This is a genomic window from Mycobacterium sp. G7A2, assembly GCF_041902445.1.
Taxonomy (GTDB): Bacteria; Actinomycetota; Actinomycetes; order Mycobacteriales; family Mycobacteriaceae; genus Mycobacterium.
Window position 1 is genome coordinate 2,460,585 of record NZ_CP169251.1, and the last position, 15,074, is coordinate 2,475,658.

Annotated in this window: 12 protein-coding genes and 1 pseudogene; 6 read left to right on the top strand and 7 right to left on the bottom strand. The window is 68.4% G+C overall.

Annotated features, from left to right (window positions below):
• The first annotated feature begins 43 nt into the window (after positions 1 to 43).
• Positions 44 to 1,534 carry an alpha/beta hydrolase gene (locus tag ACEWX3_RS11890; RefSeq protein ID WP_374159503.1) on the top strand — a complete coding sequence of 497 codons (1,491 nt, stop codon included), beginning with the start codon at positions 44 to 46 and terminating at the stop codon, positions 1,532 to 1,534.
• A gap of 1 nt (position 1,535) precedes the next feature.
• On the opposite strand, the gene ACEWX3_RS11895 is transcribed toward ACEWX3_RS11890, so the two are convergent.
• Positions 1,536 to 2,015 (bottom strand): NUDIX hydrolase, encoded by a 480-nt coding sequence (locus ACEWX3_RS11895; protein WP_374159504.1) that lies wholly within the window; start codon positions 2,013 to 2,015, stop codon positions 1,536 to 1,538.
• A gap of 121 nt (positions 2,016 to 2,136) precedes the next feature.
• Between ACEWX3_RS11895 and glnA (ACEWX3_RS11900) the strand changes: the two genes are divergently transcribed.
• The 4 genes from glnA (ACEWX3_RS11900) to ACEWX3_RS11915 all read left to right on the top strand — a co-directional run bounded on the left by glnA (ACEWX3_RS11900) (position 2,137) and on the right by ACEWX3_RS11915 (position 8,147).
• Positions 2,137 to 3,477, top strand: coding sequence for a type I glutamate--ammonia ligase (gene glnA, locus ACEWX3_RS11900; protein WP_152517671.1), 1,341 nt, complete (start codon positions 2,137 to 2,139; stop codon positions 3,475 to 3,477).
• A gap of 29 nt (positions 3,478 to 3,506) precedes the next feature.
• Positions 3,507 to 6,482, top strand: coding sequence for a bifunctional [glutamine synthetase] adenylyltransferase/[glutamine synthetase]-adenylyl-L-tyrosine phosphorylase (locus ACEWX3_RS11905; RefSeq protein ID WP_374159505.1), 2,976 nt, complete (start codon positions 3,507 to 3,509; stop codon positions 6,480 to 6,482).
• Positions 6,483 to 6,645: 163 nt separating this feature from the next.
• Positions 6,646 to 7,290 carry a PaaI family thioesterase gene (locus ACEWX3_RS11910; RefSeq protein ID WP_373889051.1) on the top strand — a complete coding sequence of 215 codons (645 nt, stop codon included), beginning with the start codon at positions 6,646 to 6,648 and terminating at the stop codon, positions 7,288 to 7,290.
• Positions 7,287 to 8,147, top strand: coding sequence for a TIGR03619 family F420-dependent LLM class oxidoreductase (locus ACEWX3_RS11915; RefSeq protein WP_374159842.1), 861 nt, complete (start codon positions 7,287 to 7,289; stop codon positions 8,145 to 8,147). Before ACEWX3_RS11910 ends, ACEWX3_RS11915 begins: the two co-directional genes overlap by 4 nt.
• A gap of 7 nt (positions 8,148 to 8,154) precedes the next feature.
• Here the strand turns inward: ACEWX3_RS11915 and ACEWX3_RS11920 are convergent, their stop codons facing one another.
• Positions 8,155 to 8,589: a DoxX family protein gene (locus ACEWX3_RS11920; protein WP_207066704.1), complete on the bottom strand. Its 435-nt coding sequence runs from the start codon at positions 8,587 to 8,589 to the stop codon at positions 8,155 to 8,157.
• A 147-nt stretch (positions 8,590 to 8,736) separates the two neighbouring features.
• Complete coding sequence (gene glnA, locus ACEWX3_RS11925) at positions 8,737 to 10,173, bottom strand: type I glutamate--ammonia ligase (protein WP_152517667.1); 1,437 nt, start codon at positions 10,171 to 10,173, stop codon at positions 8,737 to 8,739.
• A 148-nt stretch (positions 10,174 to 10,321) separates the two neighbouring features.
• On the opposite strand from glnA (ACEWX3_RS11925), the gene ACEWX3_RS11930 reads away from it, so the two are divergent.
• On the top strand, positions 10,322 to 10,786 hold the full coding sequence (locus ACEWX3_RS11930; RefSeq protein WP_207066703.1) for an RDD family protein: 465 nt from the start codon (positions 10,322 to 10,324) through the stop codon (positions 10,784 to 10,786).
• Between the two features lie 6 nt (positions 10,787 to 10,792).
• On the opposite strand, the pseudogene ACEWX3_RS11935 reads toward ACEWX3_RS11930, so the two are convergent.
• The 4 genes and pseudogenes from ACEWX3_RS11935 to lipB all read right to left on the bottom strand — a co-directional run bounded on the left by ACEWX3_RS11935 (position 10,793) and on the right by lipB (position 15,065).
• Positions 10,793 to 12,609, bottom strand: a pseudogene (locus tag ACEWX3_RS11935) (amidohydrolase).
• Between the two features lie 15 nt (positions 12,610 to 12,624).
• Entirely contained in the window at positions 12,625 to 13,377 is a 753-nt protein-coding gene (locus tag ACEWX3_RS11940) for a DUF4191 domain-containing protein (protein WP_374159506.1), read from the bottom strand.
• Positions 13,378 to 13,437: 60 nt separating this feature from the next.
• Positions 13,438 to 14,367 carry a lipoyl synthase gene (gene lipA, locus ACEWX3_RS11945; protein WP_374159507.1) on the bottom strand — a complete coding sequence of 310 codons (930 nt, stop codon included), beginning with the start codon at positions 14,365 to 14,367 and terminating at the stop codon, positions 13,438 to 13,440.
• On the bottom strand, positions 14,364 to 15,065 hold the full coding sequence (gene lipB / locus ACEWX3_RS11950; RefSeq protein WP_374159508.1) for a lipoyl(octanoyl) transferase LipB: 702 nt from the start codon (positions 15,063 to 15,065) through the stop codon (positions 14,364 to 14,366). The genes lipA and lipB overlap by 4 nt, the downstream gene beginning before the upstream one ends.
• Positions 15,066 to 15,074: the final 9 nt, after the last annotated feature.

A 15,074-nucleotide genomic window follows, 5' to 3' on the forward strand; every position in this document is an offset into this window, starting at 1 on the left:
GTTGGGGCCCAGGGGAAGACCCGGGTCCGGGTCGCGTGACACGATGGCTGCCATGTGGCGGGTGGGTTGGCTGTTGATGGCGTGCGTGCTGGTGTCGGCGGCGCTGAGCCCCCAGGCGCTGGCGGCGCCGCAGCCCGTCTGGACGTCATGTTCACCGTGGATCGGCGACGCCACCCCGGTGCCCACCGCCGAGTGCGGCACTGTCGCCGTCCCGGTCGATTACGCGAATCCTGAAGGGCCGCAAGTCCAGTTGGCGGTGATCAGGGTGCCGGCCAGCGGCCCCAAGATCGGCATGCTGATCGTCAACCCCGGCGGCCCGGGAGCCTCGGCCGTCGACACGGTGGCCGGAATGGCGGCGGCGTTGGCCGGGAGCCCGATCACCACCGGTTTCGATCTCGTCGGCATCGACCCGCGCGGAGTCGGACACTCGACCCCTGAACTGCGGTGCCGCACCGACGCCGAGTTCGACGCCGATCGCGCCGAACCGATGGTCGACTACAGCCCGGCCGGGGTGGCGCACATCGAAGAACTCAACCGGGAGTTCGCCTCGCAGTGCCTCAACCGGATGGGGGCGAATTTCCTGGCCAACATCGGCACTGCGGCCGGCGTCCGGGACATGGACGTGGTGCGCGCCGCGCTGGGCGAGGAGCAGATCAACTATCTCGGCTTCTCCTACGGCACCCAGCTCGGCGCCGCGTACGCCGAGCAGTACCCCGACCGGGTGCGAGCCATGGTGCTCGACGGCGCCATCGATCCCAGCCTGGATCCGATCACCAAGAGCATCAACCAGATGGCCGGTTTCCAGCGCGCCTTCGACAAGTACGCCGCGGACTGCGCCCTGTCCGAGGGCTGCCCGCTGGGCAGCGACCCCGCCCAGTTCGTCACCCGCTTCCGGCAATTGGTGGACCCGCTGGTGGCGAATCCCGCCGCGACGTCGGACCCGAGACCGCTGGGTTACCAGGACGCCATCACCGGCACCGCGAGCGCGCTGTACTCGCCCCGGTATTGGACATACCTGACCAGCGGATTGCTGGGCCTGCAGCGCGGCACCGATCCCGTCGACCTGCTGTTGCTCGCCGATGACTACCAGCGCCGTGACAAGTCCGGGCACTATCAGAACCGCCAGGACGCCTTCACCGCCATCCGCTGCGTCGACGCCGTGTACCCGACCGACCCCGCGGTGTGGGCCGAGGCGGACCGCCGCATCCGGCAGGTCGCCCCGTTCAGCGCCTACGGGTCGTTCACCGGCTTCGCCCCGCGCGACGAATGCGCGTTGTGGCCGGTGCCCGCCACGACGGCGGCCCACCCGGCGACCTCCCCGGGGCCGGGCAAGGTGGTCGTGGTCTCCACCACCGGGGACCCGGCGACACCGTACGAATCCGGTGTCGCGCTGGCTCGCCAGATGGGGGCGTCGCTGATCAGTTTCGACGGCGCCCAGCACACCGTGGTGTTCAACGGGGACGCGTGCGTGGACACCGCGATCGTCGACTTCCTCGTCGATTCGGTGCTGCCCCCGCCCAATCTGCAGTGTTAGCTCACGGGCGCGGCTGAGAGGCGATGGGGCGGTGGGACGCGCCATCGGAGTGCGAGCGCAGGAAGTCGGCCTGCTCGCGATGCATGGCCGCCGGCATCCCGGCGAACCATCGCGTGTCGGCGGCTTCGGCGTTGGGGTGAATGACCCCGGTGTAGTCGACGACCTCGAACGCGATGCCCACCGGCGAGTCGAGGCCGTTCTCGTGATGGCTCGGGTACTCGATGTAGCCCAACGGGCGGGCGGCGACCACCTCGATGCCCAGCTCCCTGGCCGCCACGCGACGCACGGCGTCGAGCAACTTTTCTCCGTACCGAACCGTTCCGCCTGGTAGATGCCACAGTCCGCGGCACGGCTCGATGTCTCGCAGCGTGAGCAGCACCCCCGCCGGTGACCGGAGCACGACTTCGACAGTCAGTCGCGGGACTTTGCTGTAGATGTCGCGGAACTCGTCGGGAGTCAGCGGGTGGGGGTGGTCGCTCATCGGGGTCTCTCGATGCCTCGGTCTCCGGCGGGTCTTTCGCCAGTTCAGACGTAACCGGATACCCGAAGCGGAGCGTCCGGACGTAACACGGATTTAACAGGCGGAACCTACGCTCGCGGGCATGGATCGGCAGAAGGAATTCGTGCTGCGCACTCTGGAGGAGCGCGACATCCGCTTCGTCCGGTTGTGGTTCACCGACGTGCTCGGATTCCTCAAGTCCGTGGCGATCGCACCCGCCGAACTCGAGGGTGCCTTCGAGGAGGGCATCGGCTTCGACGGCTCGGCCATCGAAGGGTTTGCCCGGGTGTCCGAGGCCGACATGGTGGCCCGACCCGATCCGTCGACGTTCCAGGTGCTGCCGTGGACCTCCAGCGCCGGCGAGCATCACTCGGCGCGGATGTTCTGCGACATCACGATGCCCGACGGTTCGCCTTCGTGGGCGGACTCGCGGCACGTGCTGCGTCGTCAGCTCTCGAAAGCCAGCGACCTCGGTTTCACCTGCTACGTCCATCCCGAGATCGAGTTCTTCCTCCTCAAGCCCGGTCCCGACGACGGCAGCGAGCCCGAGCCCGCGGACAACGGCGGCTACTTCGACCAGGCTGTGCACGCCACCGCGCCGAACTTCCGCCGCCACGCGATCGACGCGCTCGAGCAGATGGGCATCTCGGTCGAGTTCAGTCATCACGAGGGCGCGCCCGGGCAGCAGGAGATCGACCTGCGCTACGCCGACGCCCTGTCGATGGCCGACAACGTGATGACGTTCCGCTACGTCGTCAAGGAGGTCGCCCTCGGGGACGGGGTGCGGGCCTCGTTCATGCCGAAGCCGTTCGCCGAGCACCCGGGGTCGGCAATGCACACCCACATGAGCCTGTTCGAAGGCGAGAACAACGCCTTCCACAGCCCGGAAGACCCCCTGCAGCTCTCCGAGGTCGGAAAGTCGTTCATCGCAGGCATTCTCGAGCATGCCACCGAGATCAGCGCGGTCACCAACCAGTGGGTGAACTCCTACAAGCGGCTGGTGCACGGCGGTGAGGCCCCCACCGCGGCGTCCTGGGGTGCGGCCAACCGCTCGGCCCTCGTGCGGGTGCCGATGTACACCCCACACAAGGCGTCGTCGCGGCGCATCGAGGTGCGCAGCCCCGACTCGGCGTGCAACCCCTACCTGACCTTCGCGGTGTTGCTGGCCGCCGGGCTTCGCGGCGTCGAGAAGGGCTACACGCTGGGACCGCAGGCCGAGGACAACCTGTGGAGCCTGACCTCGGAGGAGCGCCGCGCGCTGGGCTACAAGGAGCTGCCCGGCAGCCTGGGTGTCGCGCTGACCGAGATGGAGAACTCCGAACTGGTCGCCGAGGCGCTCGGTGAGCACGTCTTCGACTTCTTCCTGCGCAACAAGCGCACCGAGTGGGAGAACTACCGCAGTCACGTCACCCCGTTCGAGCTGAAGACGTATCTGTCGCTGTAGGGATTTCGGCCTGCACTAGATTCTCAAGGGTGGCCAAACCCGCGACGCAGCGACCCAAGCTGCCCGGCGTCGGTCGGCTCGGACTGGTGGAGTCGACCGCGCAGGCCGACCTGGACCGGCTCGGCTGGAACACCGACGCCCACGTGGAACTGTTGTGGTCGCTGTCCCGGGCCCCCGACGCCGACACCGCGCTGCGCGCGATCACCCGCCTGGCCGAGGCGCTCGACTCGGGCTGGGACGAACTCGACAGCGCACTGCTGAAGGACCGCGGGCTGCGCGGACGACTGTTCGCGGTGCTCGGCTCCTCACTGGCGCTCGGTGATCACCTGATCGCCAACCCGGAGGCCTGGCATCTGCTGGCCGGCACCGTGACGCTGCCGACGCCGGCACAGCTGCACGAGATCTTCGCCGCCGAGGCCGACCAGCACGACGACGCGATCGCGGCGGTGTCACCGCTTCGGGTGCTCTACCGCAGCCGGGTGATGGTGCTCGCCGCACTGGATCTGGCTCCGACCGTGGAGAACGAGCCGGTGCTGCCGTTCACCGAGGTAGGTCGCCACTTGGCCGACCTCGCCGACGCCGCGCTGGGTGCGGCATTGAGCGTCGTGAACCGCTCGGTGTGCGGCGCGGACACCCCGCCGGCGCTGGCCGTCGTCGCGATGGGCAAATGCGGCGCCCGCGAGCTGAACTATGTCAGCGACGTCGACGTCATCTTCGTCGCCGACGACGGCTCGCAGCGCAGCCTCGCGCTGGCGACCCGCATCGCCGGCGAGATGATGCGGCTGGCCTCCGACGCGTTCTTCGAGGTCGACGCGGCGTTGCGGCCGGAGGGCAAGCAGGGCCAGCTGGTGCGCTCATTGGACTCCCACGTCGCCTACTACCAGCGGTGGGCCAAGACGTGGGAGTTCCAGGCGTTGATGAAGGCGCGGCCCGCCGTCGGCGACATGGATCTGGGCAGGCGCTACATCGAGGCTCTCGAGCCCATGGTGTGGACCGCCTGCGAGCGTGAGGATTTCGTGCCCGAGGTGCAGGCGATGCGCCGCCGGGTCGAGGAGCTCGTGCCGGCCGCGGTGCGCTCGCGCGAACTCAAGTTGGGCACCGGCGGCCTGCGTGACGTCGAGTTCGCCGTGCAGCTGCTGCAGCTGGTGCACGGACGCAACGACGAGTCGTTGCACGTGGCCTCGACCGTCGAAGCGCTGACCGCGCTCGCCGACGGCGGGTACGTCGGCAGGGACGACGCGGCCAACATGACGGCGTCGTACGAGTTCTTGCGCCTGCTCGAGCACCGGTTGCAGCTCCAGCGCCTCAAGCGCACCCACATGCTGCCCGAATTCGACGACGACGAGGCGCTGCGCTGGCTGGCGCGTGCGGCGCACATGCGTCCCGACGGCCGCCACGACTCGCTGGGCGTGCTGCGTGAGGAGCTGCGGCGCCAGAGCCACCGGGTGTCGCGGCTGCACGCCAAGCTGTTCTATCAGCCGCTGCTGGAATCGGTCGCCGAGGCCACGATGGGCCTGCCGGTCGGGATGAGCGCCAAAGCCGCCGAGCGCCAGCTCGCCGCCCTGGGTTACGAAGGGCCGGAGAGCGCGCTGACCCATCTGGCCGCGCTGACCGGCAGTAGCGGGCGACGTGGCCGGGTGCAGCGGGTGCTGTTGCCGACACTGCTGGACTGGCTGTCCGACACCCCCGACCCGGACGCGGGGCTGCTGAACTACCGACGTCTCAGCGACGCGATGGCCGACCACCGGTGGTATCTGGCGACGCTGCGCGACGAGGGAGCGGTCGCCAAACGGTTGATGCACGTGCTGGGCACCTCGGCCTACGTGCCGGAGCTGCTGATGCACGATCCGGAAGTCATCCAGCTCTACGCCGACGGTCCGAACGGGCCCAAGCTGTGCGAGGCGGACCCCGAGGGGGTGGCCCGTTCGTTGGTTGCTTCGGCGGCCCGGCACAGCGACCCGGCGCGGGCGATCGCGGCGGCACGATCGCTGCGCCGCCGGGAACTGGCCCGCATCGCCTCGGCTGATCTGCTCGGCATGATGAGCGTCACCGCGGTCTGCAAGCAGCTCACCGCGGTGTGGGTGGCGGTGCTGCAGGCCGCCCTGGACGCGGTGATCCGGGCGAATTCCCCGGAGTCCGGTCCACCGGCCCGCATCGCGGTCATCGGCATGGGCCGCCTCGGTGGCGGAGAACTGGGTTACGGGTCGGACGCCGACGTCATGTTCGTGTGCGAACCCAACGAGGGGGTCGAGGAATCGGCGGCGGTGCGCTGGTCGGTGACGGTGGCCGAGCAGGTGCGCTCACGACTGGGGACCCCGGGTGCCGACCCGCCTCTGGAGGTGGACACGAACCTGCGCCCCGAGGGGCGCAGCGGGTCTCTGGTCCGCACGCTGTCGTCCTATCAGACCTATTACGCGCAGTGGGCGCAGCCGTGGGAGGTGCAGGCGTTGCTGCGCGCGCACCGCGTGGCCGGGGACCTCGAACTGGGTGAGAAGTTCCTGCTGATGATCGACAAGACCCGCTATCCGCCCGGCGGTGTGTCGGCCGAGACCGTGCAGGAGATCCGGCGGATCAAGGCGCGGGTGGACGCCGAGCGGCTGCCCCGCGGCGCCGATCCGAACACCCACACCAAGCTCGGCCGCGGCGGGTTGGCCGACATCGAGTGGACGGTTCAGTTGCTGCAGTTGCGGTATGCGCACAAGATCCCTGCGCTGCACAACACCTCGACGCTGGACAGCCTGGCCGCGATCGGCGCAGCCGAATTGATCGCCGAGGGCGACATCGAACTGCTGCGTGACGCGTGGCTGACCGCGACCAAGGCGCGCAATGCGCTGGTGCTGGTGCGTGGCAAGCCGACCGACCAGCTGCCGGGGCCGGGACGTCTGCTCAACGCCGTGGCGACTGCGGCCGGCTGGCCCGACGGGGACGGCGGCGAGTTCCTGGACAACTATCTGCGGGTGACACGGCGGGCGAAGGCCGTGGTCCGCAAGGTTTTCGGAGGCTGAGCCGACTCATGGATGTGGAGGCTGAGCCGACTCATGGATGTGGAGGCTGAGCCGACTCATGGATGCGGAGGCTGAGCCGACTCATGGACACGGAGGCTGAGCCGACTCATGGATGTGGAGGCTGAGCCGACTTGTGGGACACAGAGGCTGAGCCGACTGGTGGATGTGGAGGATTGGTGTGAGTTTTCCGTTCGATGTGATCAGCGGCGAGGAGTACGACCGCCAGCGGGCAAGCTATGACCCGCTCACCGACGCGTTGCGCAGGCTCATCGATGTCGGGATCCACACCGCCGTCGACGACGACACCGTGCAGGAGGCGCTGCGACACCTCGACGCCGCGACCGAGTTGCTCGAACGCCAACAGCGAACCGTGACCTCTACTCTGCGGCACGCCGACACCGGCAAGCCGGTCGCATGGGCCAATCCCGCTGTCGGGCTTCGCAATGCCATCGCCCCGCCGATGGTCATCCAGCACGAGCCCGACGGCAGCTGCTGGAGTGAGTTCACGTTGGGTCGAGCCTACGAGGGGCCGCCCGGCTGGGTGCACGGTGGCATCTGCGCACTGCTGCTCGACCACATCCTCGGAGAGGTCGCCAGCGAAGGGCTGAGCCTGCCGAAGTTCACCGGCACGATCAGCGTGAAGTACCTGCGCGGCACGCACCTTGGGCCGGTGCGGGCGGAGGCGTTCGTCGAACGGTCGGAGGGCTTCAAGACCTACGCACGGGGATACCTCAAGGACGCCGAGGGCGTAACCGTGGAAGCCGAGGGCGTGTTCATCATGCCGGCGTGGGCGCGCGACGCCGGATGAAGTTCTACGTCAGCACGGCCTTCCTCGACACCCGGGAGGCTGTCGAGATCGCCAGGGCCGCCGATGATCTCGGATATCACGGAATGGCGATCCCGGACCACGTCATCAACCTCGAAACCCTGCAGACGCCCTATCCCTACACCAAGGACGGGGCCCGGCGCTGGGAGGCGTTCACCGACTGGCCCGACCCCTGGGTGATGATCGGTGCGGTCGCGTTGGTGACCACCCGACTACGGTTCGTCACCACGGTGTACCTGCCCGCGATGCGCGATCCGTACTCGGCGGCCAAGTCGATCGGAACCGCCGCGGTGCTGGCGGACGGCCGCCTGGAGCTCGGTATCGGCGTGGGCTGGTGCCGTGAGGAGTTCGAGTTGCTCGGTCAGCAGTTCGAGAAACGCGGCCGGCGCACCGACGAGATGCTCGAGCTGATGAAGGCGTTGTGGTCGCCGGGTTGGACCGCGTTCTCCGGCGAGTTCTACACCGCTCCGCGGCTGGAGATGGAGCCCACTCCGCCGCCGATCCCCGTGTACGTGGGTGGACTGTCGGACATCGCGCTGCGCCGGGCCGCCCGGCACGACGGCTGGATCGGTGATCTCATCACCACCGACAAGGCGCTGGAACGAGTCGACGCCGTCCGGCGGCTACGTGCCGAGAAGGATCTGAGCATGGACGGGTTCGAGGTGATCACGCCGCTGACCGACGCGTTCACCCCGGAGCACTACGCGCGAGCCGAGGCCGGCGGTATCACCGGGATCATCACGATGCCGTGGATGTTCTACAGCGGTCCGAACTCGAGTACTGCCGACAAGATCGACGGGATGCGCCGTTTCCGCACCGACATGGGTTTGGGCGACTGAGAGCAGCTCAGGTGCGGGCCAGCGTCGACCCGCCCCGTTGGCCGTCGACAGACCATGCTCCAGCGCCGGTCGCCGCCAGCACGAGAAACCCGAAGCAGAACAGCAGCGCGGTTTCCCCGCCGTTCTCGGTGGGCCAGAAGCTTCCGAGTTCGCCGCCGAGGATGCCCCAGTGCTGCCAGAAATAGGCCACCGCCATCTGGCCCGCGGCGATCAGCGCCGCGATGCGGGTGAAGAAGCCGACGGTGATCAGCAGGCCGGTGATGAGTTCGATCAGGCCCGCCCACCAGAAGGGCCAGGTGCCCACCGGCACGGCTTCGCCGACGGGCCAGCCGAAGAGCTTCATCGTGCCGTGCAGCGTGAACAGCAGGCCGAAGATGATGCGGAAGATGCTCAGCGCGGGGGAGGACAGGCTCGCCAGGCGCGCATCCACTTTCTGTGACATGGCTGTGAGGGTACCGGAGCGGACTGCAGTCCGCATAGCGTTTCGGTTTCGAAGGAGTTGCGGGAAGACGAAGAGCCGGATGGCACCCCGTACGGGGCGGCCATCCGGCTCTCCGGGTGACTTAGACGTCGCGTCGGCGGGGCCGACTCAGACGTCGTAGTAGAGCGAGAACTCGTACGGGTGCGGACGAATCTGCACCGGCATGATCTCGTTCTCGCGCTTGTAGGTGATCCACGTTTCGATCAGGTCGGGGGTGAACACGCCGCCCTCGGTGAGGTACTCGTGATCCTCCTCGAGCTTGTCGATCACGGCGGCCAGCGAGGTGGGCGCCTGCGGGATGTTGGCGGCCTCCTCCGGCGGCAACTCGTAGAGGTCCTTGTCGACCGGCGCCAGCGGCTCCATCTTCTTCTTGATGCCGTCGATGCCGGCCATCAGCATGGCCGCGAACGCCAGGTACGGGTTGCCGGAGCTGTCCGGGCAGCGGAACTCGAGGCGCTTGGCCTTCGGGTTGTTGCCGGTGATCGGGATACGGACGCACGCCGACCGGTTGCGCTGGCTGTAGACCAGGTTGATCGGGGCCTCGTAGCCCGGCACCAGACGCTTGTAGGAGTTCACCGTCGGGTTGGTGAACGCCAGCAGAGACGGGGCGTGGTGCAGGATGCCGCCGATGTAGTGGCGGGCCATGTCCGACAGACCGGCGTAACCCGACTCGTCGTGGAACAGCGGCTTGCCGTCCTTCCAGAGCGACTGGTGGGCGTGCATGCCGGAGCCGTTGTCGCCGAACAGCGGCTTGGGCATGAAGGTGACGGTCTTGCCGTTGGCCCAGGCGGTGTTCTTGATGATGTATTTGAACAGCAGCACGTCGTCGGCCGCGTGCAACAGGGTGTTGAACTTGTAGTTGATCTCGGCCTGACCGGCGGTGCCCACCTCGTGGTGACCGCGCTCGAGCACGAAGCCCGCGTTCTGCAGGTTGGTGGCCATCTGGTCGCGCAGGTCGACGTAGTGGTCGTAGGGCGCCACCGGGAAGTAGCCGCCCTTGGGGCGGACCTTGTAGCCACGGTTGGGGGAGCCGTCGGCCTCGAGCGGTTCGCCGCTGTTCCACCAGCCGGACTCCGAATCCACCTCGTAGAAGGTGCCGTTCATCCGCGAGTCGAAGCTGACCGAGTCGAAGATGTAGAACTCCGCCTCCGCGCCGAAGAAGCAGGTGTCGGCGATGCCGGTGCTGGCCAGGTAGTTCTCCGCCTTGCGGGCCACGTTGCGCGGGTCGCGGGAGTACGCCTCCCGGGTGAACGGATCGTGGACGAAGAAGTTCAGGTTCAGTGTCTTGGCGTGCCGGAACGGGTCGATCTGCGCGGTTGCCGGGTCCGGCAGCAGCATCATGTCGGACTCGTGGATGGACTGGAAGCCGCGAACCGACGAACCGTCGAAGGCCAGGCCGTCCTCGAACACGCTCTCATCGAAGGCCGCAGCCGGGATCGAGAAGTGCTGGACCACACCGGGCAGATCGCAGAACCGGATGTCGACGTACTCGACATTCTGGTCCTTGATCATCTTCATGATGTCGTCGGCGGTCTTTTCTGCCACTGATTGCTCTCCTTTATTTGGTAAGCCCGCGCGTTGACGCTATGGACCCGATGTTGCACCGTCGTCAACCATATGTTGCGCCGACGTTACGCATGAGCCTTCCGGTGGCGGATCCAGCACGGTCGTGGTGCACACATATCCTGGCATCATGGCCCCTTCCACTGGCTCCGGTCTGGGGTCCTGGCTGTCCGGCCCGGACGCCTCCGACCCCGGCAAGTATCCGGGCGAGCGGCTCGGCATGCCGCAGAGCGGTCCGGGTTCGATCGCCCGGTTCGGGCGCCGGGTGGCCGCGTTGAGCCTCGATTGGCTGGTCTCCTACGGCCTGGCCGCCCTCGCGATGACGGTCGGGTTGATCAGCATGTCGATGCTGTCGACGGCAGTACTGGGGATCTGGCTGGTGCTCGGCGTGGTGTCGGTGCGGCTGTTCGGCTTCTCCCCGGGCCAGCTGGCGCTGGGGCTCAGAGTGGTCGGCGTCGACGGCCGCCCGGCAGGTGTCGGCCGGGCGCTGGGCCGCGGACTGTTGATCGCGCTGGTGATCCCCGCTCTGTTCACCGACTCCGATCTGCGGGGGCTGCACGATCTGGCCACCAAGACCGCGGTGGTGAAGCGCTAGGACGTCTCACACCTCGTGCACGACCCGCCCGTTCATCATCGTCAGCTGCACCTCGGCGCGGTGGATGTCGTGCGGGTCGATGTCGAAGATGTTGCGGTCCAGCACGATCAGGTCGGCAAGCTTTCCGGCCTGTAGCGAACCCACCCGGTCGTCCAGCCGGATCTGATAGGCCGCCCCGAGCGTGTTGGCGTGCACGGCCTGCTCGACGGTCAGGCGCTGATCGGCGGGTTCGAGAACCGGGGCGTCGGGCTCGCCGATGAGTTGCCGGGTGACGCCGATCTGGATCGAGTCGAGCGGCTTGTAGGTCGAGAAATACCCGGCCGCAGGCCAATCGGTCCCCAGCGAGATGCGGCCGCCGGCTCGGGCGACGTCCTGGATGCGGTAGAGCAGGTCCTGGCGGGGGCGCCCGTAGCGGGCCGCCAGGTTCTCCACCGTGTCGGGGTCAGCCGACATCCAGTGGCCGAGACCTGTGCGACGACGCCGAGGTCGGCGAACCGACCGCTGTCCGGTTCGGCCACGTACACCAGGTGAGCAATGGTGTGTCGACGGTCGCGGGGCGGATTGGTGGCGACGGCGGCCTCGATGGCATCGAGCGCGGTGCGTGCGGTGCGCTCACCGCAGGCGTGCACGTGCACGTCGAACCCGGCGGCGTCGACCTCGGAGATGAGTTGGCGCCATTGCTGCTCGGTGAAGGGTGAGCCTCCGGTCGAGTCGGGCTTGTCGGCGTAGGGCTCGATCAGCCAGGCGGTGTAGCCCTCCTGGGTGCCGTCACCGATGACCTTGACCACGCCGACGGTGACCAGCTCACTGGAGATCCGGTCACGGATGTCGGTGAACGCGGCGACCGCCCCGTCGACCGGCGGTGACTTCACGCTGTAGGACGCCACCACGCGGAACGGCAGCGCTCCGCGCTGCTCGACGTCGGTGTACAGGCTGATCAGCGCGCCCTGGTCGTCACCGATGGGCGGTACCCCGGCGTCGAACAGCGCGGTGATGCCCGCTTCGGAGGCCTTCGGCAGCCACGACTCGAGCAGCGTCTGCATGTTCTCGGGCGAGATCGGCTCGATCGCGTTGACGAGGCCCAGGACCGCGTCCACTTCCAGGATGTAGCCCGTCGGGTCGCCGTTGCCGTCGCGGACGTAGTAACTGAATCCCGGAATCGGGTCAGCGGTGTCGCGGCTGACACCGGCCATCTCGAGCGCCGTGCTGTTGGCCCACAGGCTGTGTCCGTCGATGGCGAAGAAGAAACCTGGCCGGTCGGGCAACACCCGGTCCAGGTCGGCACGGGTGGGGCCCTGCGGACCGAACATGTCCACCCGCCACCCGAACCCCCGCACCGGGCCGGTGGGGTGCTGCTGGGCGTAGTCGGCGATCGCGGCCAGCGCGTCGTCCCCGGTCGGGACCTGCAGGTCGACACCGGAGGTGAGGAACGCCCCGAGGAACGGATGGATGTGGGCCTCGACGAAGCCGGGCATCAGCAGACGCCCGGCCAGGTCGACGACGCGGGTGTCCGGACCCGCCAACGCCATGGCGCCGTCGTCGTCGCCGACGTAGGTGATCGTGTTCCCGGTGACGGCGACCGCCTGCGCCCAGGGCGCCGTCTCGTTCAGCGTATAAACCCGGCCGCGGTGGAACACCACATCCGCGTCGGCGTTCTCGGTGGGTGCGGGCGTGGGGCTCTCACGCGGTGTTGCGCACGCGGCCAGACTCGTTGCGACGACCAGCAGTGCTCCGGCGCGCAGCGCCGCACGGCGGCTGGTCGACAACGGTCGGGGAGTGCCGAACGCGGCGAAGCGCGACGACCAGTCACATGCGGTGCACATGGACTGATTGTGGGGTCAGCGCCTGCGCACCGTGCGTTGAACGCCCTTCATCTTGGCGGCCGTGGGAAGTGGCCCCTTCGGCATCGCGGCGGGACCCACCTTGCTGCCGAGAGCGGCCAGCCGTGATTCCAGCGCATCCAGCTGCTTGACCGTGATGTTGGCCGGAAGCTTGGTCAGGTGACGCTCCAACTTGGACAGCGGCACCTCACCCTCACCGTTTCCGACGATCACGTCATAGATCGGGACGTCGCCGACGAGCCGGGCGGTGCGCTTCTTCTCCTGCGCCAGCAGCGGTTTGACCCGAGCCGCCGAACCCTCGCCCACGAAGATCACCCCGGGCCTGCCGATCACCCGGTGCACGGCGTCGAAGTGGCCGGTGGCCGCCACTCCGGGCGTCACCCGCCACTTGCCGCGCAGATTCTCCAGCGCCCAGGCCGCGGCGCCGGTCTGACCCTCGGCTTTCCGGTAGACCGACTTCTGGGCTCGGCGGCCGAAGATGATGAACGCGACCAGCGCACCCAGCACGATGCCGAGCGGGATCAGCATGAACATCGTGAAGCCGCCGGCGTAGATGCCCGCGGCCACCGATGCCCCCGCGATCAGGACGAACGCCCCCGCCATGTAGGGGATGAGGCGTTTGTCCTCTTTGCGTTGGATCTGGAAGGCCTGCCACAGCTGACTGCGGCGCTGCTTGGACGCCGCCTTGCGGGCGGCCTTCGCCTCGGCCTTGGCGGCCTTGACCTCAGCGGGATTGCGCGATTTCGCCATAACGTGTCCAGCATACAAATCCCACCGGGCCGGCGTGGCGGCGTGATCGAGTAGCGGCGTTCAGCTGGTCAGCGTGCGCTTGCTGGCCTGCTCGTAGAGCCGCCCGGCGCGATAGGAGGAGCGCACCAGCGGCCCGGCCAGCACCCCGGCGAAACCGAGGCCGGCGGCATACTTCTCGTGCTCGACGAACTCCTCGGGATGCACCCACCGCTCGACCGGGTGGTGCCGCGCCGACGGTCGCAGATACTGGGTGATGGTGACGATGTCGCAGCCCGCCCCATGCAGGTCGGCCAGCGCGTCGCGCACCTCCTCGGGCGTCTCACCCATCCCCAGGATCAGGTTGCTCTTGGTGACCAGGCCGGCCGCACGCGCCATGGTGAGCACCGACAGGCTGCGCTCGTAGCGGAAACCGGGACGGATCCGCTTGAAGATGCGCGGCACCGTCTCGACGTTGTGAGCCAACACCTCGGGGCGCGCAGCGAACACCTCGTCGAGCAGCGCGGGCTCTGCATTGAAGTCGGGGATCAGCAGCTCCACCCCGGTGTTCGGGTTGAGCGCCTTGATCGCGCGCACCGTCTCGGCGTACAGCCAGGCCCCGCCGTCGGGCAGGTCGTCGCGGGCCACGCCGGTCACCGTGGAGTAGCGCAACCCCATCGCCGCGACGCTCTCGGCCACCCGGCGCGGCTCGTCACGGTCCAACTCGGCGGGCTTGCCGGTGTCGATCTGGCAGAAGTCGCAACGCCGGGTGCACTGCTCGCCACCGATCAGGAACGTGGCTTCGCGGTCTTCCCAGCATTCGTAGATGTTGGGGCAACCCGCCTCTTCGCACACCGTGTGCAGGCCCTCGCGCCGCACCAGGCTCTTGAGTTCCTTGTATTCCGGACCCATCTTGGCTCTGGTCTTGATCCACGACGGCTTGCGCTCGATCGGCGTCTGCGCGTTGCGCACCTCGAGCCGGAGCAGTTTGCGGTTACCGGGATCGACACTCACTGCGTCGATGGTACTGCGTCGGCGGGCGCGGTGTCGGTGCCGGTGAGGCTGCCGTCGAGCGCCGCGCACACTGCGTCGGCGACCTGGTCGGCGACGTCGTCGACGCCGATCCGGCGGCCGAGCTCGGCGGACAGGGACGTGACCCCGGCGTCGGCGATGCCGCACGGCACGATGGAGCCGTACGCGCCGAGGTCGCAGTCGCAGTTCAGCGCGAAGCCGTGCAGGGTGGTGGCGCGCGCCACCCGGATCCCGATGGCGGCGATCTTTCGGGCCGGGCCACGCTCGTCGGGCGGGACCCATACGCCGGACCGCCCCTCGACCCGGCCGGTCGGCAGGCCCAGGTCGGCACACACCGTGATCAACGCCTCTTCGAGTCGCCGCACGAAATTGACCACGTCCAGCGGTTCGGCCAGCCCGATGATCGGATAGCCGACCAGCTGACCGGGGCCGTGCCAGGTGATCTTGCCGCCGCGGTCGGTGTCGATGACCGGGGTGCCGTCCTGGGGGCGCTCCTCGGGCAGCGTGCGCCGCCCCGCGGTGTAGGTCGGGGGATGCTCGAGCAGCAGCAGCGAATCGGGACCGCCGGCCGCCCGGGCGCCGGCGAGTTCGCGTTGCAGCTCCCACGCGGCCCGGTAGTCGATCGATCCGAGCCGACGCACGCGCACCGGCGCACGGTCTGAACGGATCGAGGTCTGCATGGAGCCGAC

Bases quoted from the DNA above. Each gene is read 5' to 3' on its own strand.
- ACEWX3_RS11910 (WP_373889051.1), top strand. From the start codon at position 6,646: ATGTGGAGGATTGGTGTGAGTTTTCCGTTCGATGTGATCAGCGGCGAG.
- ACEWX3_RS11930 (WP_207066703.1), top strand. From the start codon at position 10,322: ATGGCCCCTTCCACTGGCTCCGGTCTGGGGTCCTGGCTGTCCGGCCCG.
- ACEWX3_RS11915 (WP_374159842.1), top strand. From the start codon at position 7,287: ATGAAGTTCTACGTCAGCACGGCCTTCCTCGACACCCGGGAGGCTGTC.
- glnA (WP_152517671.1), top strand. From the start codon at position 2,137: ATGGATCGGCAGAAGGAATTCGTGCTGCGCACTCTGGAGGAGCGCGAC.
- ACEWX3_RS11920 (WP_207066704.1), bottom strand. From the start codon at position 8,589: ATGTCACAGAAAGTGGATGCGCGCCTGGCGAGCCTGTCCTCCCCCGCG.
- lipB (WP_374159508.1), bottom strand. From the start codon at position 15,065: ATGCAGACCTCGATCCGTTCAGACCGTGCGCCGGTGCGCGTGCGTCGG.
- ACEWX3_RS11895 (WP_374159504.1), bottom strand. From the start codon at position 2,015: ATGAGCGACCACCCCCACCCGCTGACTCCCGACGAGTTCCGCGACATC.
- ACEWX3_RS11940 (WP_374159506.1), bottom strand. From the start codon at position 13,377: ATGGCGAAATCGCGCAATCCCGCTGAGGTCAAGGCCGCCAAGGCCGAG.
- ACEWX3_RS11890 (WP_374159503.1), top strand. From the start codon at position 44: ATGGCTGCCATGTGGCGGGTGGGTTGGCTGTTGATGGCGTGCGTGCTG.